Genomic DNA, 22,618 nt, shown 5'->3' with positions numbered 1-22,618 from the left:
GATGAACGATTAAAACATTCTTGACAGTGAAACCGGATCAGCATTGAGCAACGTCAGTCCAATCATTTCCTCTGGAATTAACTTTGAAAAGCCGCCATGCCGAGCCCCGACATTCACATCACGCCAGATTTTCTCAAGCGGGCAACTAGTATCCAAGCCGGACGAACCATAAATCCACAACAAAGATTGAACGATCTCAGTACAGCCTTTCATAACCTGAGTCGCTCTGGCTCGAATCTCAACCCGGTCCTTATTCGATAAAGGAGTCGCCGCATTGTCAACGGCATAATCAACGATGCTGGCGTTATACTCTGCCGCACGTATCAGTAGATCTAAATTGCTTTTCAAACGGCCTAATTCGTACCTGACAGGACCCGAGTCTCGCATCGAGGCATAAGTACTGCCACCGATTGGCCGCTGCAAACTGGCCACCACATAATCAAGTGCAGATTCGGTTGCACCTAAAATTGTGCCAACAAGGCAGTTCATCAACACGCCGGTGAAATACCCAGCGTACGAGCGCCCTTCAAATCGGCCATTCAAACTGCCATGCAATATTGGCTGATAATTCACAGAGAATGATTCAGGGATCATGGCATCACACGCTTGAATCGTGACACTTTGTGTGCCATGTAATCCGGTTGAATGCCAGGGTGAAGTGATCTTGAGTGCCTGAGACGGCATAACAACAACTTTCACAATCCCCTCTTTTGTTGCAGCCAAACCGAAAAAGTAGGATGACAATGGATAACCGGATGCATACTTCCACTCCCCATTTAAGCGCCATCCTGCGCCATTTTTGTCAGGAACTAGAGTACCGGGGCGCCCCAGAACCATTGACAGCATCGAATTCTCATTCATGTTCGCTAGAACAGTCTCAGGAAGATCAAAATTTGCTTTCATTGACCATGAAGAATTCGAAACACCAACGAGCCAGCCAAGTGAAGCATCTATCTTGCCAAGAGACCGACAAACAGAAACCACATCACCCAACAGGCCTGGGCCATTCAATGGGCTCTCGTCAAGAATTCTCAGTAACGGGCTATTCTGGAGAGCTTGAATCGTCTGCCTTGACAATAATTCAGAACCATCTTCGAGCGCATAGGATGCAATCAAAGCATTAATATTGTCGCTCAAGTTTGTGTGTAGCACATCGTTATAATTGCTCAAAGGAACCTCTCAGTAACTGCATGTTTTCCATTGATTTTTCACATACCATGTCAACAAATGGTTTTGAAGTTGCAATTCTCAGCGGCATTTGGGTTTGATCAAACATATGCCAGAAAAAAGGTAAACTTGCTGTCGGGTCTTCCACTTGAAAGCCACAGCTCACGCGACTTTTCAGGGCTTCTTCGTCATAGTAATCACTCACCTTCTGCCTTTTTGCGGAAACAGTTGCCCAGCCGGTTTTATGCGGACCCGGCTCGATAATGCCAATCTGAATAGGTGTATCTTCAAGTTCGAGTCTCATGGTTTCACCTAATGCTTCAATGGCATACTTACTCATCTGATAAGCACCCAACAGTGGCCAGCAAGCAACACCACTCATACTGGAAACCAACAAAATTCTTGCTTCTTCCAAAGTCCGCATCAATGGCAGTAACGGCCTGATGACGTTCAGCGTTCCTTCAATGTTCGTTTCGAACTGCTCTCTCAGTTGCTGATTAGATAAGTCTTCCAGTGTCCCAAATTGTGCATAGCCAGCACACGTTACCACGCGATTTGGCGTACCAATTTGATGGGCTAATGCCGTCAGCTGTTCTTTCAGACTTTTTTCATCACGAACATCAGCAATACAAGGAATAAATCGTTCCGAATAAAGTGAGACCATCTCTTCTGCTGATGCTTCAGAGCGAGTAATTCCGATCACGATTTCCTTTCGTTCATTGATAATAGATTCAGTCCATGTACGACCAAGTCCGCTGGAGCAACCACTCACAACCCAGATATTCATAGTATTTGTCCCTTAATGGTTCTTAACTTTGCACCGTTTCATTTTCCGTTTCTGTATGCTCACGAGATAACCAAGCGCCCAGGCCGACACAGCCAGCGATGACCAGTAAACAAGCGAAAGCTGCATAAGCGACGACTGGAGAATAGGGCTGTAAAGCATTTCCTTCGGTAAGACCAAATAGCTGATTATTTCGAACCATATAATCAAAAAGCAATGCAACAATGACGCTCCCAAGTGCACTTAATAATTGACGTGTACTATTAAAAAATGCAGCAGCGCGACCAATAACCTGCGGTGATATATCTCTTAAAGCGAGGTTTGCCAAAGGTGCAAAAGCCAAACCCGTTCCTATTCCTGCAAAAGTCATTGCGATCACCGTCATGACAAATGCATTCAATCCGCCTGCCATAGTGAGACCAACCCCCCCTAAGAGCAAAGCAGAGAAAGCAAGCGATAAAAGGCCATAACGAATAATTACTTCAGGTTCTATTTTATCCGAAAGACTGCCTGCAACTGGCCCGACGACCGCATTCGCCAACGCAATTGTCACCATTATGATGCTGATAAAAACAGGACCAAAATTCATTCTTAACTCAATGAGATAGGCCAGCGGCAAATAAAGAGACGTCAGTCCTAAACCTAATAAACCTGAGATAAGACACGTTCTCATAAATTTTCTGTCTTTCCAGATTTCAAAAGGTAAAACATATGCAGACCGATGAGAAATCTCATGTCTTAATAACCAGAATGTGCCTAAAACACCAAGCGCTAAAAACGCCAGAACCTTATAGATGTTTTCAGCACTCTCATGAATCAGTTGTAAACTGAGAATGACAATGGCAATAGAAAAACTGAATAATCCGTTAAACACGAACTCTTTCAACTTCAGGCCATTCCCTTCTGTCTTTGGTAAATAGATTGATGTCACCAACAGTCCAATCATAGCGACAGGTATATTAATCCACATAACCCATCGCCAGTCAGACACCTGTAAGAAGAATTGCGTCACAACCGGGCCTGTTGCCGTCGCTATCCCTGCCACAGCACCCCAGATACCAAATGCTTTTCCCCTGCCACCTTCAGCAAAGATAATGGAAATAAAAGCCATACTTTGAGGTGTTAATAAACCAGCACCAACACCCATGATGGCACGACCTATGATGACCTGATTTAACGTTTCTCCATAACCACTGAGCAAAGCGCCAAATGAGAGGAGGAGTAATGCGCTCGATACCAGAATTTTTCGATTGTATGCATCGCCAAGGCGCCCACCCAATAGCAGAAATGCTGCATAAGCAATTAAATAGCTGTTATTCACCCACGCAGCCATCGCAGGGGTTACACCAAAGTCTTTAATTAATGATGTATAAATCAATGGTACAGTGGTTGTATCCATCATCACGATAAAAAATCCAAGACACAGACCACCAAAGGCCATTTTATTCTGACTCATATTCAGATCCTAGTTCAGTGAGTTTTCAGATTTTTACTTTGAGAATAACGTGCCAGCTTGGTAAACAAGTTAATCCATTTTCATCAGTAAGTATGCTGAGGCTCTTTTTCTTTTGGAAATCAGAAATAGCCCCTGCATTTCCTTTATATGTCACCCTTTCAACAAATTGAATTGCCCAGTCATTTATTTCGGCCAATTGTATAATCTCTGACAATTCAATTGCTAAAGGTTTCGGCATTCCATGTTGTGATGGCGCAAATGTGATTAAATGAAATTCAGCGTCATCATGCGCCAAACGCCGCATTTCTTTCATATAAGCGCTTCTGTCACTCGATGGAATAGAATGATAAACAGCTGAGTCTAAGATAATATCAAATTTTTCATTGAGACCTGTATCGCAAGCATTCGCTAATTGAAATTGAATGGCTGTCTCCTGATGAACATTTAAACAATGTTCAATCGCTTTTGCTGCGCTATCAATCGCAGTGACCTGATATCCCAAATCATTCGCTTGCTTCGCGTTCAGGCCCAATCCACAACCAACATCCAGCAACCTGTTTTTCTTACCTTTTTCCAGAATACCCTGAACTACCGGTTGTGGTTGACCAATATCCCAAGGAACGGCAGTTATTTCTGCACTGCTTATTAATGTTTTACCTTCGTAAACACCTTGAAAATCCGCTTTATCAAATTCATTTACTGTTGGGTTATTCATACATCATTCGCTATTAAATGCTCAATTGAAATTAAACTTCTGATACGAAGCATCGAATAAAACTTACCGCTCAACCAAAATCGACTCGATACCCCCTTGACCGTGTTAAAAACTCAGCAATATACCCATCATGAGGGACATGGGCTTGCATCCAGATTGTAGGAACCTGACCAATGTATAGGTTTCTAATCTCCGGGATCTCACTGATCGACTGAATCAAAGTCGCTTTCTTTGTCGCAACCGAGACAACAAGTGCTGGCGCTAAAAATGATAAACACGCCTGATGTTGAAATGGCACAAATGTCACCGATGCAACAGGCAATTCAAGTTGGACGATGGGCTGATCTGTTGAATCAGCCAGCATGACCAATGGCATGACTTGTCTGGTGCCCGATTTTAGTGAAAACACTTCCGGCTTACTGAATATAAAACCCTGATACTGCTCAACTTGCTGTAACCACCAGTCATAACGGTGAGATGACAATTGAGGAAGATAACGCTCTCTCTCTTGCGGATCCTGCAGCCGATTGTACACATAATCCTGAAAAGCACGGGCAAACGCTGCGGCATCACCTTCAATGAAGACACAGCTCGTGCAGACACATGCTGCGCCCCCTAAACCAAGGACGGATTCAAAAACAAGCTCGAAAGCATCTTGCTGAGGATAATCATCCCCAATCACCATTTTGGATCTGCCTGGCCCTTGCACCAGAACATCAGAACGGTTTTCATACCGAATCACGGTGTCTTCTCCGCCATACACGATGCTCAGATCTGCCGCTTCAATGATTTCCTCAACGCCGTCATGAGCGGTTGGCAACATGACAACATAATCAGCAAGCCCAGACTCAGTCAAAGCTTGGACTAATCGCTGCGCTGTCCATGGCTCACGTTCTGATGGTCTTATCACAACGCGATATCCCAATGCGATAGCCTGCGGCCAAAGCGCATGAACCCCTGTTCCATTTCCTGGCGCGACGACAGCTAATACTGCCCCTTTTCGAACAACCTGCGCACAACCGCTTTGTTTCACCTGATCTGAGTAAGCATCTGGGACGCCTTTAGCGATACCCAATGCTGAGTCACGAAAAGCATGTGAGGTGGCATCACCAATCTTTTGAAGAGCCTTCTTTACAACTCCTTCTGGTAAGCCGGTGACAGAAACAACTTGATTGACATAATCGTCCGGATTGAACCCGCAGACTGTACCTGAATGAAAAAGCTGACCAGCTTTTTTTAAGGCAATTTTTCGCTCATCAGCCGTTAGTTGTTTGCCTTTGCGAAGCGTATTCACTGCATGAATGATAAACATTCTGGGTAATTGAATTAAATGAGCGAAATCTTTACCTGTAATATCAGAAACAGTCACGTAACGTGTGATATTGCCTTGGCTAACAGGAGTGATCGCTTTAATCGTTGGCACTTCGGACAAAGACAGCTTTTCTGTGCCCATCAGTAGACACCCTCAATCACTTGATTACCCTCGACAACACGCACGGGTGAAATATTAGCCAGTCTATCGCCAATTTGGCCCGGTTTTCCTTCTAATCTGATCGCAGTATCACGTTCAATAACACGTGGATAAAACGCATATCTGCTTAAATGAGACACAATAACTTGTCCCCGCTGACCATAATTGACGGGCTCTCGTGTTGCAGCATCGACAACTTCATACGTAATAAACGGACTATAATTGTCGTATTCCACATATAAGCTCTCACGATGAATCAGTGAAGAACGAGAAACACCTAATGCTGAAGTGCTTCCATAGCTCGCGCTGAATTCACATTCAGGCAAAATTTCTGTTGCAATAAATTTAACTTCATCCAGATCAATTTCTGTTCCACCTAAAGTAATCTGAACAAGTGTTTTCCGCATATGCTCTACCAAAGATTCGTCTTTGAGCAGGGCTCGCAAAATTGGTGGAGTGGTGACAAGAAAGCGAATATGTTGAGACATCAGCGTATTTCTGATCTGATCAACTAAATGAGATGAGTAACTCCGAACTGACTGCATTTCACTTTTCGCGATCAACTGTTTTACCCAGCGGGGGTCAATATCAATCGAAAAAAATACGCCACCTAATGCTTTAGCTCGGACTTTATTAATAGCACCAACAATATGTGGCCCTGTAGGAACCGCAGCCAATGTATTCCCTGTAGGGCGACCCGGACGGTTTTTATAAGAGGACATACGCCAGTCTACAAGATTATTAATCCATTCATCATAGGCTATCACATACTTAGGTGCCCCAGTGGTTCCTCCACTTTCATAAACTGAAAAATTCTCATCATCTTTCAATCCACGTGGAATTAATTGCTCGACAGGAACCGTTCTTAAACGTTCAGAAAAATCAGGAAACTTCTTCAAATCGCTGAAAGTTTTAACTTCCTTAATTGGGTCAAACTCTAACTCATGACGTATTTTCAACCAGAACTCAGACCCTGTCTCCTCAGAAAAATGCCACATAATTATTGACTGAAGAAAAAGTTCAGATTTATTCAAATTTTCAATTTCATTCATTTCGTTCAGATCATGGCTGTAATCTTTCACAGTACCATCCTTTTTCAGTCAATGTATAAACTAATCTTTGATGAATACGGTCTTGGGTTGCCGACCAAAATTCACAACGATTAATTTTCAACGCATAAACAACAAAACGTTCAGGCTTTGGTTGTTTCCCTTGATTTTCATATCCCTGGATATCTCTGGAAAATGAATAAATATCATTAAGAATTTCACTTTGATGAGACACAACAGAAACAGGATCATAAGCAGCATCACGTGCATTCCATGCCGATTCAGCGATCGATTCATCCGCTAAACTCATTGTACCTGAAACACTTAACTGGCGGCCGAGTTCACGCCAGTAAATATGTGCACTCGCGATACCACTCTCTCTGATATCACTCCCTTTTCGGCTACAACTATGCGTTGAAAATAGCATCACCTCACCGTCTATTCCGATCGGAAACATTGTTCTCATTGTTATTTCACCAGCAGCATTACATGTCGAAAGTGTATAAGCATCAGGTTCTCTAACATCACCAGATCGGGCTCGGCATACCCATTGGTTTATTATTTCTTTGGGTGAGGCTGGTGGATTATCATATTGTGGAAATGGTAAATTCAATCGTCCTGTTAATGACTCAAGTCTACTCATTTTCTATCTCTTTAAATTAATTAAATTCTGGCTTTACAGTCCGAGAAATAATAAACATCCCCGGATAATATTGCATGGGTTTCGGTGCCTTGATCAGATTTAATTTCACCATACATTTCACATTGCCGCCTCAGTTGTGTCCCTTGCAGTATCCTCAGTTTTTTATCGACTGAAAACTGGCCATATTGAATCAGGTGTTGCACTATTGGCCATACCACAGAGCCCGTACCAGCATCTTCTTTAACGCCATAGGCTGGTGAAAACATTCGATTTTCGATACTATCTCCATCCCAGCAAAAACAATTAATTGCCATATTTTCGAATGCTTCAAGCGCGCTATGATTGGGTTTAATCTGATGTAACACAGATTTATCACTCACAGAAACCAAAACATGCCTGGCACCTGCATCATAAATTTCAATGGGTAATTCAGATCTTTCCAAACCTAATGCTTTTAGTAATTTCTCTTTCTCAGAAAAGGGTTGTGACGTTGCAAGAGGAACCGACATCTCCACTTCACTCACATCATCAGATATATGTTTGACTGAGACAGATGCGGACCCCTTTTTTGTATGGAATACAAAATCATTAACGTTGTACTTTCTTGCATATGCAGCAGCAGTGCCCATTAATGGATGACCAGCAAAAGGTAATTCATTCACCGGTGTAAAAATGCGAACTTCCACATTTTTTTTATCATGACTCGTCTGAAGAAAAGTCGTTTCAGATAACTGTAATTGACTAGCAATGGACTGCATGAATGATGCTGACAACTGTTCAGACTCATGAAAAACTGCCACAGGATTTCCAGAGATTGGCGAGTGTGTAAAAGCATTAAACACACCATATTCTAAATTTAGATGGCTGCGCATACTTCTGCTTCCTTAAAATACTGATAATTCAAGAGAGGCTTCACAAAGTAATCAAGAAGTTGTGGGCCATTAATCGTTAAGAATGATTCCAAATGAAATTGCACTGATGCAAAATGACTGCTTTGGATAGCATATATATGATGTGTTGTCTCATTTAAATATAAATCAATATCCCTTTCTTTCATTTTGAGGATTGTCATATCATCTGCCGTGACACAAAATGTATTATAAAATCCAACAAGTTCTTTCTGGTTCCCCAAAGTGATGGCTTTCTGCAATCCTTGGTTTGGCGGATTAAGACGAATGATCGGTAACCCAAGCTCTTGAGCCAGTAATTGATGACTCAGACAAACAGCAAAAAATGGGTGTTCTGCTTCGATTAATCTGCTGATCAGTTTCCTCATTAAAAAGACGCGTTTATCCGATTTATCTCCCGGATTTCCCGGTCCCGGCCCCGCCAGTACCAGATCATAGGTAGTAAAATCTATCTCTTCTGCCACTTTGACAACAGTCGCAATAGCGCCTGCGGAGGTAAACAACGTCTTTAACATTGATGTAAATGTATCGTTACCGTCGATGATCAAAACCTTTTTACCAAGATAACAGTCATCCTGACGATTTCGCTGTTTGGGTTCAGTTCTCCAGAAATTCGAATTTTCTGAGCTTCGCCGTGCTAAAACCTCCTGAACCCCCGGGATATCATTCAGCGAAATGGCTTGCTTATCTAGTAAGCGATGAGCTTGTTTGGCTCCCAAACGTTGATCTACACCGAACATTGCATGGTACAAAGATGCTACCTTGTTCCGTGTTTCGTTGGCTTCATTAACCGGGATAGAATCTCTGACAATGGTCGCCCCTGCTGTAATTTCCACTTCACCTTGCTGACTGATTTCAGCCGTACGGATGAGGATCGCAGAATCCAGTGCTGTAGATTCACCATGCTTCTCAACGAATGCCACGACTCCGCTGTAATAACGGCGTCCTTCAGGCTCAAAACGCGAAATCACGTCACAAGCATTTTGGACTGGGCTCCCTGTGACAGTTGGTGCGGGCAACGTCTCTTTCAAGACTTTAGCAATACTCGCATCACTTTGGCCGCTCAGAATATATTCTGTATGCGCCACACGACTCAACTGCTTTAATTTCAATGCACTTACTTGTCCGCCTGCTTCACAGAGGCGAGACATCATTTTTAGTTCTTCATCTACAACCATGGATAACTCTCCGATTTCTTTTTTGCATGAAAGAAAACTCAGAATTGATTCATCCATCGGTTCATTAGTTGGGTAAGCATAGGTACCACTAATTGGGTTCATCATCACTTCACCATCATTCAATGATGCGTGGAGTTCAGGGGACGCTCCAATAAACGATTGCTCACCTGTTTGGATCATAAAAACCCAGTAAGCTGAACTTTCTGTTTTTAATAATTGCCGGAATAAGCTGAACAATTTTGACGGTTCATATTCATCAATATTTGCATGAAACTTTCGTTGTAATACAAAATTTGACCCTGAACCTTGTCCAATTTCATTATCAATCAAATGACGAACCCGGCGACTATATTCTTGATCGTTTAAATTATAATGCTCATGATTTGTGTTAACTGAAAAATCTGGTATAGAATGAATAAACTCATGTACAGGAATTTTTTCAGAAGCCTTAATTGCCAAACTCAGTACGGGCATTTCATCGTCTATTGCATTATAATCATTCTCTATGACTTGTCTGAAAGGCAGCAACAAAAGGCTTTTGTCTGATTTTGATTGTGTCTGTTCTATGGCTTCATGAATGACCTTATGCTTATCAACACTGCACTTAAATATGTTGACCATTCCAGCGTCAATTGTGGGACGATAAATAATAGCAAATGGTTTTTCTGGATTTGAAATTATTGAAGATAGAAGACTACTCATAATTATCTAACTCAAGTTTTGATATGACTTTTGCGCACGTGTCTGACATGTAATTCAAAGCTTGCTGATGACTTATTTTTGTAAAATCAGCCGTTGCATCAGCAACAACAATTGGACGGATGTCCCGTGTAAATGCATCAATGGCTGTCGCCTGAATACCTATCGATGCATATAGGCCCGTAATCAGTAATGAATCACAACCGCGCGCTGAAAGTATTTCTTCTAATTCGGAATTAAAGAATGCACTATAACGCCACTTCGTTAATACGATATCGTCAGACTGTGGGGTGAGTTCATTAATCACCCGCCGGTCTTCCTCACAGGTCCGCATGCCAGGCCCCCAAAGATCAGCAAGTAATCCACGCTGTTCCAGTGTCATTCGCCCTGGCTGCGCACTATAGATAACTGGGATGCTATTTTTTCTCGCCCAACGTAAGATTTTTTCAGTTGCAGGCACTAAATTTTCTGCAGTCTCTTTCGGCAATGAATTCACAAAATATTTTTGCATATCATGTACGAGAAGCGCGCAACTTCTTTTATTAATATCCCAATTCAAAACTTGATCAGAAGGAAGGATCAAATCGTTCGCATTATATGGTTCTGACTTAAGAGTCCTATACATTGAAAATCCCTTTAAACTCCATTTCCTTGAAGATATCAAGTATGGCAATCATGAACGTTAAATTTATCTTCTCGACATTAAAATAAGCATTAAATTATTAGGCAGGTATACCTTCTCTTTTTATTCTTGGAACACTAATATCTAAAGCTTTTAACTGCATGATTGGGTTCATAAACTCTCGATTTCTGACAATCAGTCCACCTTGTAATTCAAATGAATGAATAAAGTGATTCTCATAATATTTCTCTGGATAACCCGGAAAGCGAATGATGCCTCTGCCATCACATTCTACCCAGATATGATTGGGATTATCCGTCGTATAAATTTCAATGTTATACCACTCCCAATCAGGAAAACATTCTAGAGACCAATGCGCATGACGCTCCAAACTTTCAATACCACGAATGATAATCGGTTGACCGGTTTCAGTCGTCCAAAGTCCTCCTTGTGCATCGTCTGCGTACAATTTATGTCGTTCTAATCGCAATTTTCCTTTTGTATATTCTAAATACTTCCTGACAACTTCACGGTTTTTTTCGCGTGTCGTATTTTCTTCAATATTCATAATCAATATTCACTTATTAAGAGTGTAAAATAGTGGCCACTCATCAATGATGATAGCTAAAAGAAATAAATTACAATAATTGGGTATCATAAAATCAATATTGATCCATTCAACTGACACCCAAATTAAGACTATTAATCGAGAGGACTGATACGAATTAAGTGTCCATCAGGATCTCTTACAACAAATGTTCGGCCAAATACTTCATCATAAGGTTCTTTAACGATAGATAAACTTGGATTTTCTTTTAACGTTTCAAACTTAATATTCACATCATCATTAGTTTTCAGCATGATTCCGATTTCACTATACCTCTGGATTTCAGGATCGGGTATGGCTCCGCCAGACCACAATGCAAATAATGCATTTCCGGATTCAGAAGTAGGAAACGCGACATAACGTGGGCTACTGAAAACAGGTTCAACATTAAAAAGTTCTCTATATAAATCTGTTGAACGTTCGACATCTGATACATATATCAAATGTAGGTTAGCTAATGATGCTGGTGCGTTTTTATTAACCATTGTCATTCCTTCAAAATTGCCTTATTAACATTTTGAGAAACTTTAACATCTTTATTTACAACTTCAATAGTCAATATGCAAAAAAGTGCCTATAGAATTATCTATAGTCAATAACCTCACTATATGTCGTTGTTTTAAAAGTTAATTATTCTATACTTCTATTTTATTTAAGTGTTTTTTGTGGAAAAAGTCACACTAACCACTTTATGTTCAATAGCTCAGAATCAATTTTATCCCTATATGGAATATATTTTTGATATTCTCGAGTGGATCTTGATCAACATCAAAATTAATTCATCATCGGATCTTTCTGCTCAACTGAGTTACCTTAGATGGAGTTTTTAATTCATATTTAATTGGCTATCAGCAATCAACAGTAATAACAGTGCAGTACAGATACAAAAAAGCAGCGTTTCCGCTGCCTTTCTGAATGCTATATTTGACTGATTCACTATTATGCCGTCACCAGTTTGCTCCGGCGGGCTTTCAGCCTCAATTGGGCGACGGCCACCCCGCAAAGCACCATACCGCCGCCGATCAAATGCACCGCTTCCAGCTGTTCATTCAGTACAACACTGGCAATGATAGCGGTGATCACTGGCATCAGGTTCATGAACATGGCTGTTTTGTCTGCGCCCAGCATTTTGATCCCTTTCATCCAGCACCAGGGTGCAATCACAGAAGCAGGAATTGCGGCAAACAACACCAGAGGTAATGCATCGCCGGTAATCGCCACCCGCTGGCTGGTGAACAGCATAGGCAGGAGGAACAGAACGGCAAACATGCCCTGAACATACACAGATTGCCAGTTACTCAAGGGCATATCCCAGCGTTTGAGTAACACACAGTAAAGCGCATACACGAACGCAGCCAGCAGGAGTAAGCCATCACCCTGATTAATGCCTTGTGCGAGCAACTGAGACGGATTGCCGTGGCTCAGCATCAATACCAACCCGCCAAGAGACAGCACAGCACCCACCATTGCCAGCGGCGATAGCTTTTGTTTCAGAATAGGTACACTCAGAAACATGCTCATCAGAGGAACCAGTGACATAATCAGCGCCATATTGGTGGCTGTGGTGGTCGGTGCGGCAAAATACCCCAGCGACTGGTTAAGCACCATGCCCAGAAATGCCAGCAATGCCAGCTTCGACAAATGCGGTTTGATGTTTGACCACTGACGAATAACAGAGGTAATAACAAAAGGTGTCAGTGCCAGCATGGCAAAAAACCAGCGGTAAAAGGCGATCGCTCCCGGATCGATTACGCTGTAGGAAAGTTTGTTAACAATGGCATTCCCTGCCCAAATTGAAACCGTCAATAAGGGAAATAAGTAGATCATGCGCTGCCTTCGCTGAGATGGTAGAAAAATACGCTGTACGTATGTATTCATTGTCTCAGGTCAGCTTAGAAATACATATCTCTAATCGGACACTCTACCCTTATATTCAGACATATCAGTAATTATCGGCATTAACTGATATCGTAATATGGTTTCGCTACCCCCTACATCGGTATAGGAGCCTAAATACCGGCCGCCATTGCGCTCTATGACACCTCGCGAGGCGGTATTTTGAGCGCTGCAAGTAATAATGAGAGGCTGAGAGCAACAATGCCGGCATACCCAGTTCAGCATGAAACTGGCGACACCTTGCCGTCTGGCAGTCGGGCGTGTCTCGTAGCCGACATGTCCGATAACATTTTCGACATAAGCGTTGCTGCCAGTTCGGACCCGAATCGCACCAGCAATCTCACCGTGACTGATGCAAAAAAACGTAGTCGAAGGTAGCCAGCCCTCTGGCAAACCCAAACCCTCGGCATGCGCTATCCTGCTTTTCAGGTACGTTTCAGGATGACTGACTGCTGCCTGATATTGTTTAATACCATTGGCGGCACACTCGTTAACATAAGAAATATATTTCACCAGATGCCGTTCAGCGGCCTTCTCCATTTCCATATCTCGACCTTAAATTGAATAAAATCATAGGATTATTGGCCAAGACTACCATATTCCTTTAATTGCACTAGTCACTATGTCTGGCTGGGTGGTACATTGTTTTCTGAATACACCTTCAATGGACTGAATTGCAATGAAGCATGCCAACCCAAAGAATATCCCGATTGATGTCTACTTCCTGCTGACTCCTGACGTACATTTACTTGATCTGGCTGGCCCCTGTCAGGCTTTTCATGAAGCCATCAGCTATGGCATGGATCTGAATCTGCATTTCATCAGTGATCAAAATTCCCAGAGCAGTCATCAGGGACTCACTCTCGGTGGCATGCAACCTTTGCCATCTTCTCTGCCTGATAATGCCATAGTGGTTGTGTGTGCATCGAAATACCATGAAGGGATATACCGGAATCAGGCCAGTGAGCGGTGCATTGAATGGCTCAGGCATACCCCGAAAGCCGATACCCGGATTCTCGGTATTTGCACCGGGGCTTTTTTACTGGGGTTAGCTGGCTGGCTGGATAATCGTCAGTCGACAACGCACCACAAGCTCACAGAGGCGCTGTCGCAACAATTCCCTGCTGCAGACGTGTTGCCAGAACGGATTTTTGTACAGGATGGTCAGGTCTACACCACAGCAGGTGTAACAGCCGGTATTGACCTGGCCCTTCAGCTCATCGAAGATATCAGCGGCAGCCGGTTTGCTATGGAAGTGGCACGGGATCTGGTGGTCTATCGTCGCCGTATGGCAAACGATCCACAGATATCCAAACAGCTCAGCTTTCGCAGCCACATTTCACCGCTGGTACACTCCATTCAGGATTACCTGCAGACAAAACTGCATGAAAAACTGGCACTGGCCGATATAGCCGACGCCTTTCGGGTCTCTTCCCGCCATATGCAGCGAGAATTTAAAAACGCTACCGGCCTGACCATTAGGGAATATCTGGTCGAACTGAGGCTGGAAGAAGCCAAGTGCTACATTGAAAATGGTGACACCATTGAAGTGGCAGCGTTTAAGTCCGGTTTCCCCCAGGCTAGTTCATTGCGGGCCGCCTGGAAGAAAAAGTATAAAACCCTGCCAAAAGAATCCGCCGCTAAAGTGGACGCGGCGGCCGAAAGTACAGGGAGATACCTGCTCAATCGCTCAACTGGGTAACAAAAAACTGTGACGCCAGTTTGAGAGCATGTTTGGTGGCCTCCGGGTTATAACGGATAGGGACATTCCCTCCCTTGCCCCGGAAAGCATAAGGATCAAAAAAGGTACTTTCTGCTCTGGGCAGCTCAAAGGCATGGGTGGCACCGGGCAATGTCACCAGTTTCACCAAGGACTGGTTAGACTGTGGCAACTGGCTGACCAGCGTCTTGCAATCATCCGGACCATCATATTTGTCCTCTTCGCCTGACAAGATCATCAAATGGCGGTCTGCAGCAATGCCGGTAAAGGGATACCCTGACACCTTGTTATAGGCCCAGCACACCGGATAGTTGGCAACCAAGGCTTTCAGTGAGCCTGATTCCTGCTCGCCCGCCATCAGCATGGCAACCACACCGCCCCAGGAAAAGCCAATAAGGCCCAGTTCGCCGGCATTAATATCCTGGCGGGATTTCAGATAATCAATTGCCGCATACACATCCGGTAGCGTCTCTTTAACATGTTTCGGACGAGACAACCCGCCTTCCAACCCTCGGGCAGCCCACATGTCGATTTCTAATGTAGCAAAACCCTGCCTGTTCAATACCTGACTGTAGAGTGCGCCGCGTTCGTCCACACCACCAGAACCGTGCACTATGATAACCGCAGGCAGGGGTGCCTCAATACCGTCAGGTTTGGTGAAACGTGCAGCCACAGTCACCGGATTATCAGCTGATTGGCCGGACTGAAAAGCCACATAATTGTGTTTATACAAAGTGTTTGGCGTGTGGTTCTGCGCCGCATTGGCTGTGCTGGATACCAGCACAGAGGCAAACAAAAGCGCAGCATTACGAAATGTGTTCATCATGACAGCTATACAACTTCCCTGAGTGAATGTGTTACCTGAGAGGCAGCCAGTGCCTGCCCGAGATCCTGAATGATATCCTGACTGGCTTCCAGCCCGACACACAACCTGACCAGGCCGTCTGAAATACCGTACTGCTGCTTCTCTTCCTGAGAATACCGACAGTGGGTCGTCGAGGCCGGGTGGGTCACCATAGATTTGGTATCACCAATATTGGTACAGCGGGCCACCAGATTGAGCGCATCAATACACCGCCAGGCCGCTTTCTGACCGCCTTCAACAACAAAACTGATCACCGGGCTGTGGCCGGTTTGCTGTTTGGCAATCACCTCGGCCTGCGGATGCGAATGACTGAAGGTGGAAAAGACCTGCTTCACACAAGACTGCTGACGCAGCCAGGCTTCGACCGTTCTGGCGTTCTGTTCATGCATGGTCATTCTGGCCGTCAGCGTGTCCAGACCGTGACTCAGCACCCAAGCCGTAAAGGCATTCATGCAAGTTCCGGAACTGCGCAAATAGTTTTTCAATGGCTGGATCACGTCTTTACGTCCGGCGATGACACCACCAACCGTTCTGCCCTGCCCGTCCATGAATTTACCGGTTGAATGCAACACCAGATCGGCACCATGGTTTAACGGTCGCTGGTTGACCGGAGACAGCAAAGTGTTATCCACCACCAACAGGGCATTATTACGTTTTGCCAGCCCGGATAACCAGGTTAAATCCGCCACTTTCAGCAGTGGGTTGGTGGGAGACTCAACCAAAATCATGCGGGTACGATCACACATAGCGGCTTGCCATGCATGCTGATCATCAAGATCCACACAAGTCGCCGTGATACCAAACTGGCCGAAATACTGACGAAATAGGTGGGTAGTGGTTCCGAAAATACCGCTGGCCAGCACAACATGGTCGCCCTGTTTTAGAAACGTCATTGCCAGCGCCAGATAAGCGGCCATACCAGAAGCAAAGGCCACGGCGGATTCCGCGTTTTCCAGCGAGGCCAGCTTTCGTTCAAAATGTTCGACCGATGGATTGGTAAAACGGCTGTAAATATTCCCTTCTGTCACCCCGTTGAACCTGTCACTGGCTTCCTGCGCCGACGTAAAATCATAGGCCGATGTCATGGCAATGGCCGCGGCATGAGAGTCATCCAATGAAGGAAACTCCATGTGTATTGCTCGGGTTGATTGCTCCATGCTTTTTATTCCTTTCATCATTGAGTCGGCGATTAAGATGGTGTAACAACCTGCGATTGCGGTTTATCTTTAAAGGCATCAGAGAAGTAAAAAACCATTCCCATTGCGACAGAGACAAAACACAACCCAGTCACTGCAAGTGTGATGAAGGAGTAACTTTGCGTCGCATCATAAGACAGGCCACCCAGCCATACCGTGCCAAAGACGAAGACCTGGTGAACGGTAAACAGGCAGCCAAAAATCTTGCCTTTCACTTTCTCGCCATAGGCTTTAAGACACATGAGTGACGTGACTATTACTGTTCCCATATAGGTCAGGCCAAATAGCACGGCAAAAATCATGCACAATAGAAAGCTGTCTGCTGAGAGCACAATCAGCATAGAAGCACCACGGACAGCGTAAAGCAGAGACAGCATCAAAGCCGGCGCTGAATAACGCAGTAAATAGCCCACTAAAAACGCGCCGATGAGTTCTGCTGCACCCAGCACGCTCAGCGATGAAGCGACTATGGTGGCCTCCCCTTCTCCCCCGCTAAAACGTTCCTGTAACATAGGAACCAAATGCACATCGACATAAGCCATTGAGGCACCGCAACCACCGAATGACAGCGCCAGTAACAGAAACAGTGGTTTTCTCAGGTGTTGATGCCATTTCAAATCATCCCCGTCGCTCTCGGCAGCTGTTTCAGAGACGAACTCCCGGCGTGGGAAAACACGGCATAACCAGATACAGGCAGGCAAGATCACCACAGCAAACACACCGAAGATGATCAGGCTGATGTCTTGCCAGATTACAAAGGTATTCAGCCACACCCAGAATGGCGACAGCACCATAAAGCCAATTGCTGTACCGTTGGTAATAGCGGCGTACGCCATGCCTTTGTTCTGACTGTCAAAGATACGGTCGACCAAAAGCGCCAGCGGCACAAAGGTCATCGCCGTTAATGCATAAGCCGCCAGCACGCCGAACAACACCAGGAACAGCCAGAAGTTGAATGACACTGCCATCAGCAGATAGACAAACACCGCAACTACAGCGCCAGACAAAATGGTCAGCGCCGGGCCGATACGGTCACATATCCAACCAACAACAGGAGACAATATGCCAATCGACAACCCAAACAAGGCGCTGGTTAACGAGAAAATACCCCGTCCCAAACCACACATGCTGGCTAAATCCAGGAAGTAAACCTGATAGCTTCCCTTAATCGAGGACGCCCAAAAGGTCACCAGCACGCCAACGGAAATGGCGATTATCTGCTTATTACGGGATATATCCATCAGGCCTCCTGAAGCGACTCCGCTTGCACCTGTTGATCTTTTTTGTCATAACCAAAGTGTTCATACACCCCTTGATACATCCCATAGAACAGCTCGCAGGTGATATTAATCGCCTCAAGGGCTTCCTGTTGCTTTTTCGGTGTATCACAGAGATCAGCCAGCAGCGCCAGGCCTTGCTGAACATGGCCGACATCTTCTTCCTGATGCACAGAGAAGAACAGCAAATCAGCTTCTTTCAGGTCGTACACTTTACCCAGAATATTGTGCCGAGCTTCGTCTCCCACACTTTCCAGGTTCTGCCCTTCACTGGCGACCATCACGGCCGCTGCACCTATGTGGTACAAATCCGGGTTTTTACAGGCGATCAAGCGATAATCAATCAGTGCCTGAGTCTGTGGCAGTGCAATAGCTGCGTCACGTTCAGTGTCAGAAATGCCTAATGCCTTGATAAAGTCCTGCATCAGCTCAACATGATTTTTAGTATTGGATAACCGGCCGGTTTCTTCTTCATACATGTTGTGCAACAGCGCCCGCTTGTGTTTTGGCAAAGGACAGTGAAAAAACAGATGCTCAATATAAGTCAGAAAGTGCTTAGTAAGCTGATAGCCCTGCAAAGTGGTGAACTTTAATAAATCTGGATTAGGGTTATTTTCATCCAGCAGATATTTAAAAAGTGGGTGACCTAAGGTCAGGTGATTTTCTAATGTCTCACGCATTAATTCGCGAAAATCTTTTTTATGAATAAGTTCAGCGCCAACTGACATAGTTTGACTTCCTTGTTTGTAGAATGTTTTAAAACGGTTCCAGAGATCAACCGTGCGTTGTTTCATGTAATGCCCGTCGAATGACTGCCCCTGATAACGGCTGTAATCATTCAGGATTCCATACGTTTCAAACCCACACTTGTTCCAGATTCGATGAGCCTTCGAACCACCCCGCACATCCAGTGTGAGCAGTTCAACACCTTGCGACATGCACGATTGTGCTATCGCAGCCAGTGTCTGTTCCAATAATCCCTGGCTACGGTAATGGGGATGAATCATCCCCTTTTGTAGATCACAAATATGCCTGGTGGTTTGCTGATGGCTTTTCTTAAAGAAACAGCAAACCACTGCTGTGCCGTTTTTCACCCCAATCAGAATTTGCAGCACCTGACTGGCGATATCTCTTTCCAGTGAAGATAAATACCGGCTCGCTTTCTGTTCATCAAAGCCGGTGTCGAAGCCTAAAATAGCGTCATCAGCCTGACTGAGTTTCAACAGTTCTATCAGCGGTTGCTGATAGTCCGAGAACAGTTCAACGCTATTGATCAGCACGTAAGAAAGAGAATCAGACACAACAAATTCCTGTAGGTATTGTTATCAATCGAATGATTAATGAGTTGGCTCAATCCTATTAACCATTGAATCAGTTTCATAGCGCAAAAAGAGACATTTTTTCACCATAAAAGTGACATTTCGGTACGTTCAGGCTTGTCGCCTCCACCGCCAGATACCTTTATTGACCATCTGACCGACAAGCACCATGACAACGGCACCAATCAATACCGGCGTTATCAAAAACGACCAGGTTTGCCCGGTCAGCATAATTAACAGTGGATTAGCACCCGCTGGCGGATGTGTCGTTTTCGTCAGCAACATAGCTGAGACAGCAAGGCCTGAAGCCACCGCTAGTGTCAGGGATGTAACGCCAACAAAGCTGACAAAAAACACTCCAATGAATGCCGTTAACAAGTGACCGGCTATCACATTTCTGGGCTGCGCTAACGGGCTGTCCGGTACACCGAAGACCAATACTGCCGTCGCGCCGAATGGGGCCATCAGCCACAGTCCGGCCGAGGTCAGGTTCTCTGCCAGCGACAATAATCCGATGGCCACCGCCGCACCCAGTCCGGATAACAGTGCAATACCGTATTGATTCATTTTGTACTCCTTCTTAACAATTGGTAGACCGATCTGTCTACTTGGGAGAAACCAGAGTAGACAAGTCAGTCTACCTATGTCAAGATGCTTTTCAGATGAGGAGGATGCATGAGTACGACAAGGTCATTGAAAACAGACAAAAAACAACTGCTGACAGATACCGCGCTCACCCTGTTTTACCGCCAGGGTATTCATGCTGTGGGTATCAACGAAGTGCTGAAAGTCTCTGGGGTAGCAAAGAAAACGCTCTACAGCTACTTCAGCAGTAAAGACGAGCTCATACTTGCGGCACTGACCGCGCGCGACGAGATTTTTATGACATGGCTGGAACAGCAATTAGCGCCGGCAAACAGTGATGAAGAGGTGATCACCTGCCTGTTCGGGAGCCTGAGCGACTGGTTCCATGACAGGGTGCCGGCATTAAGCCCTTTTCGCGGCTGTTTTTTTATCAATGCATCGGCAGAATTCAGCGAAGAAAATACCGCAATTACCGACTATTGTTGCGAGCACAAACGCAAAGTCCGGGCGCTGATTCAGCAGCACCTTCACGCGCCGGACGAAGTCTTGCTGGATAGCATTTGCCTGATGAAAGAGGGCGCGATTGTGTCGGCATTTGTCGGTAAAGATCTGGCTGCTGCAGAGAAATGTGTGCCGGTATTAATGACGCAGATCCGCAAATCAGGCTGAGCAGAAGCACACGGCTGCGTCGTATTGTATTGCGCGTGGCCTCTTTAATCAGACAGGTAGTACTCGACGGTCGAGACCACTCTGATTTTTTTAATGTGCGGATTATTTTTATCCCGCGCACTGATTGAAAACTGGCCTTGAGTCGCTTTTCGGATTTTTCCCAGTGTGCTGTCAGAATCCGAGGCAAATTTCTGCGCCACTTCACGGGCATTGCGGGTGGCTTCTTCGATCATCTCAGGTTTAATGGCGTTCAGGCGGGTAAACAGGTATTCGGTCTGGGTTTGATACGCATCGCCGGTAAAAACGATGCCTTGTTTACCCAGCTCAGAAAGCGATCCCATGACATTACGTACCGTATCAATATGGGTAGAGTACACAGTGACGGTCTGCATCGCGGTATAACGGTACTGCGCCTGCACATCACTGCCATATTGCTGGGCAGATTTATCCGTGATCGCAGGAGTGGAGACAGAAATCTCATCAACGTCTATGCCATTACCCCGCAGGTAAGATCGGATCTGCGATGTCTGGCCATCCAGCATCTGGTACAGCTCCGTTAAATCATTACTCGCGACATTGTACTGTATCGGCCATATCACGATATCGGCCGGATATTCTCTTTCTGATAACCCTTTGACTGTCACACTGCGGTCAAGCTGCTTATAGGTCAGTGCAGCATGACCAAGCAAATAGCCCAACAGAGTCAGCCCCAGTAATATACAAACACCCAGCACGGCAAAGCCGATTCTGTCTTGTCGCTGCTGCATTGTGCCTCCTTGGCATTCAGGTAGTTTATCTACTGAGTTTAACAGGATTTTTTTACCACAACGGACTCACTTTCCAGAGGCCTGATGTTTCGCTTCGCCAACTGCGATATTTTCCCCTTGATGACTCTCAATGACAGTAAATAACCAACTCAAAAAATCAGCCACTGCTTCTTCTTTCTCACTGCTTTCCGGATAAACAAAGTAATACGCAAACTCATCGGGTAGTTTCATCGTCAGATCAAACAGTTGCACGAATGACCCTTGCGATAGCTGGTTTGAGACAAGTCTAGGTTCACCAAGCCCACAGTGACATTATCCTGAAGGTTGAGATCAGAGAACGCAATACTCTGGCTATTATCGAATGCATTGACATTTGCCTGGCTCATCCACCTTTTCCAGTCAGGCCAAGTTTGCCCATTTACCGTGCAGTTGACATAACTTAGCGGCAGTCCGAGAAGATCTTCCGGTTTATTTATATCCTGATGATTTGCTAAAAATTCGGCACTACAGACAGCGACAACTGACGTTTCAAATAGCTTATTTGCCACACAATCAGGATATCGGCCATTACCGAACCGAATGGCCATATCAATACCATCGCGACCAAAATCTCTGACGTCATCCGTGATGTCTAACGTTATCGATAAATCTGGCCTCAATTGTTTAAATTCTCCGAGTTTAGGTAATAGCCAGTATGTGGCAAATCTGGCGCCGACTGACAAAGTAAGATGCGAACTATGCTTGTTAATCCTTCTGGCAGAGCCGAGTGCCTGTTCCATATTATCGAGAGATTCAGAAACAGCGGTAAACAATATACTCCCCTCTGGGGTTAATTGAATGGAACGGCTGTTTCTTTTAAATAAAGAAAAACCCAGTTGTTCTTCCATTTCCTTGATCTGATAACTCACTGTCGCTGGTGTAAGGCTGACTTCTGTTGCCGCTTTTGAGAAATGTAAATGCTTTCCTGCTGCAACAAATATCCGTAATGCTCTGGTTCCCGGTATGAATTTACTGTTCATCAATCA

The 22,618-nt window shown here is 44.8% G+C and carries 24 protein-coding genes; 2 read left to right on the top strand and 22 right to left on the bottom strand.

The features are described from left to right. Positions 1-9 precede the first annotated feature (9 nt). The 14 genes from IFO68_RS12840 to IFO68_RS12775 form a co-directional block, all read right to left on the bottom strand. Complete coding sequence (locus tag IFO68_RS12840) at positions 10-1,170, bottom strand: acyl-CoA dehydrogenase family protein (RefSeq protein WP_192016240.1); 1,161 nt, start codon at positions 1,168-1,170, stop codon at positions 10-12. Beyond that, positions 1,157-1,954, bottom strand: a complete 798-nt coding sequence (locus tag IFO68_RS12835; RefSeq protein WP_192016239.1) for an SDR family NAD(P)-dependent oxidoreductase — start codon at positions 1,952-1,954, stop codon at positions 1,157-1,159. Before IFO68_RS12835 ends, IFO68_RS12840 begins: the two co-directional genes overlap by 14 nt. 22 nt (positions 1,955-1,976) lie before the next feature. Then, complete coding sequence (locus IFO68_RS12830) at positions 1,977-3,407, bottom strand: MFS transporter (RefSeq protein WP_192016238.1); 1,431 nt, start codon at positions 3,405-3,407, stop codon at positions 1,977-1,979. Positions 3,408-3,432: 25 nt separating this feature from the next. Then, positions 3,433-4,122, bottom strand: a complete 690-nt coding sequence (locus IFO68_RS12825) for a class I SAM-dependent methyltransferase (protein WP_192016237.1) — start codon at positions 4,120-4,122, stop codon at positions 3,433-3,435. Positions 4,123-4,192: 70 nt separating this feature from the next. Continuing rightward, on the bottom strand, positions 4,193-5,575 hold the full coding sequence (locus IFO68_RS12820) for an aldehyde dehydrogenase family protein (RefSeq protein WP_192016236.1): 1,383 nt from the start codon (positions 5,573-5,575) through the stop codon (positions 4,193-4,195). Then, positions 5,575-6,675: an acyl-CoA synthetase family protein gene (locus IFO68_RS12815; protein ID WP_192016235.1), complete on the bottom strand. Its 1,101-nt coding sequence runs from the start codon at positions 6,673-6,675 to the stop codon at positions 5,575-5,577. The genes IFO68_RS12820 and IFO68_RS12815 overlap by 1 nt, the downstream gene beginning before the upstream one ends. Next, positions 6,656-7,285, bottom strand: coding sequence for a pyridoxine 5'-phosphate oxidase C-terminal domain-containing protein (locus IFO68_RS12810; protein ID WP_192016303.1), 630 nt, complete (start codon positions 7,283-7,285; stop codon positions 6,656-6,658). The genes IFO68_RS12815 and IFO68_RS12810 overlap by 20 nt, the downstream gene beginning before the upstream one ends. Positions 7,286-7,305: 20 nt before the next feature. Then, the gene (locus IFO68_RS12805) at positions 7,306-8,157 is read right to left on the bottom strand and encodes a PhzF family phenazine biosynthesis protein (protein ID WP_192016234.1); all 852 of its coding nucleotides are present in this window, start codon (positions 8,155-8,157) and stop codon (positions 7,306-7,308) included. Continuing rightward, positions 8,142-10,073 carry an anthranilate synthase family protein gene (locus IFO68_RS12800; RefSeq protein ID WP_192016233.1) on the bottom strand — a complete coding sequence of 644 codons (1,932 nt, stop codon included), beginning with the start codon at positions 10,071-10,073 and terminating at the stop codon, positions 8,142-8,144. The genes IFO68_RS12805 and IFO68_RS12800 overlap by 16 nt, the downstream gene beginning before the upstream one ends. Continuing rightward, the gene (locus IFO68_RS12795) at positions 10,066-10,695 is read right to left on the bottom strand and encodes an isochorismatase family protein (RefSeq protein ID WP_192016232.1); all 630 of its coding nucleotides are present in this window, start codon (positions 10,693-10,695) and stop codon (positions 10,066-10,068) included. The genes IFO68_RS12800 and IFO68_RS12795 overlap by 8 nt, the downstream gene beginning before the upstream one ends. Before the next feature lie 97 nt (positions 10,696-10,792). Beyond that, the gene (locus IFO68_RS12790; protein WP_192016231.1) at positions 10,793-11,260 is read right to left on the bottom strand and encodes a PhzA/PhzB family protein; all 468 of its coding nucleotides are present in this window, start codon (positions 11,258-11,260) and stop codon (positions 10,793-10,795) included. 134 nt (positions 11,261-11,394) lie between these two features. After that, on the bottom strand, positions 11,395-11,784 hold the full coding sequence (locus IFO68_RS12785; protein ID WP_192016230.1) for a VOC family protein: 390 nt from the start codon (positions 11,782-11,784) through the stop codon (positions 11,395-11,397). A gap of 454 nt (positions 11,785-12,238) precedes the next feature. Continuing rightward, positions 12,239-13,126: a DMT family transporter gene (locus tag IFO68_RS12780; protein ID WP_192016229.1), complete on the bottom strand. Its 888-nt coding sequence runs from the start codon at positions 13,124-13,126 to the stop codon at positions 12,239-12,241. Between the two features lie 81 nt (positions 13,127-13,207). Next, positions 13,208-13,741: a GNAT family N-acetyltransferase gene (locus IFO68_RS12775; RefSeq protein WP_192016228.1), complete on the bottom strand. Its 534-nt coding sequence runs from the start codon at positions 13,739-13,741 to the stop codon at positions 13,208-13,210. A 133-nt stretch (positions 13,742-13,874) separates the two neighbouring features. On the opposite strand from IFO68_RS12775, the gene IFO68_RS12770 reads away from it, so the two are divergent. Next, positions 13,875-14,897, top strand: coding sequence for a GlxA family transcriptional regulator (locus tag IFO68_RS12770; RefSeq protein ID WP_192016227.1), 1,023 nt, complete (start codon positions 13,875-13,877; stop codon positions 14,895-14,897). Here the strand turns inward: IFO68_RS12770 and IFO68_RS12765 are convergent. From IFO68_RS12765 to IFO68_RS12745, 5 genes are all read right to left on the bottom strand, one after another. Beyond that, positions 14,878-15,741 carry a dienelactone hydrolase family protein gene (locus tag IFO68_RS12765; RefSeq protein WP_192016226.1) on the bottom strand — a complete coding sequence of 288 codons (864 nt, stop codon included), beginning with the start codon at positions 15,739-15,741 and terminating at the stop codon, positions 14,878-14,880. The genes IFO68_RS12770 and IFO68_RS12765 overlap by 20 nt on opposite strands. 5 nt (positions 15,742-15,746) lie before the next feature. Further along, positions 15,747-16,937, bottom strand: a complete 1,191-nt coding sequence (locus IFO68_RS12760) for a trans-sulfuration enzyme family protein (RefSeq protein ID WP_192016225.1) — start codon at positions 16,935-16,937, stop codon at positions 15,747-15,749. Between the two features lie 32 nt (positions 16,938-16,969). Next, positions 16,970-18,217 (bottom strand): MFS transporter, encoded by a 1,248-nt coding sequence (locus IFO68_RS12755; RefSeq protein ID WP_192016224.1) that lies wholly within the window; start codon positions 18,215-18,217, stop codon positions 16,970-16,972. After that, complete coding sequence (locus tag IFO68_RS22075) at positions 18,217-19,554, bottom strand: iron-containing redox enzyme family protein (protein ID WP_336510274.1); 1,338 nt, start codon at positions 19,552-19,554, stop codon at positions 18,217-18,219. Before IFO68_RS22075 ends, IFO68_RS12755 begins: the two co-directional genes overlap by 1 nt. Before the next feature lie 129 nt (positions 19,555-19,683). Continuing rightward, the gene (locus IFO68_RS12745) at positions 19,684-20,139 is read right to left on the bottom strand and encodes an HPP family protein (RefSeq protein ID WP_192016223.1); all 456 of its coding nucleotides are present in this window, start codon (positions 20,137-20,139) and stop codon (positions 19,684-19,686) included. A 108-nt stretch (positions 20,140-20,247) separates the two neighbouring features. Between IFO68_RS12745 and IFO68_RS12740 the strand changes: the two genes are divergently transcribed. Next, on the top strand, positions 20,248-20,826 hold the full coding sequence (locus IFO68_RS12740; protein ID WP_192016222.1) for a TetR/AcrR family transcriptional regulator: 579 nt from the start codon (positions 20,248-20,250) through the stop codon (positions 20,824-20,826). 44 nt (positions 20,827-20,870) lie between these two features. Here the strand turns inward: IFO68_RS12740 and IFO68_RS12735 are convergent, their stop codons facing one another. The 3 genes from IFO68_RS12735 to IFO68_RS12725 form a co-directional block, all read right to left on the bottom strand. Then, positions 20,871-21,593 (bottom strand): SIMPL domain-containing protein, encoded by a 723-nt coding sequence (locus tag IFO68_RS12735; protein WP_192016221.1) that lies wholly within the window; start codon positions 21,591-21,593, stop codon positions 20,871-20,873. A gap of 66 nt (positions 21,594-21,659) precedes the next feature. Beyond that, positions 21,660-21,845: a hypothetical protein gene (locus tag IFO68_RS12730; protein ID WP_192016220.1), complete on the bottom strand. Its 186-nt coding sequence runs from the start codon at positions 21,843-21,845 to the stop codon at positions 21,660-21,662. After that, positions 21,827-22,612 (bottom strand): LysR family transcriptional regulator, encoded by a 786-nt coding sequence (locus tag IFO68_RS12725; RefSeq protein ID WP_192016219.1) that lies wholly within the window; start codon positions 22,610-22,612, stop codon positions 21,827-21,829. The genes IFO68_RS12730 and IFO68_RS12725 overlap by 19 nt, the downstream gene beginning before the upstream one ends. Between the last annotated feature and the right edge of the window lie 6 nt (positions 22,613-22,618).

Origin of the sequence: Photobacterium arenosum (assembly GCF_014841115.1) — a bacterium.
GTDB lineage: Bacteria > Pseudomonadota > Gammaproteobacteria > Enterobacterales > Vibrionaceae > Photobacterium > Photobacterium arenosum.
This window is presented reverse-complemented; position numbering and strand designations above follow the sequence as displayed.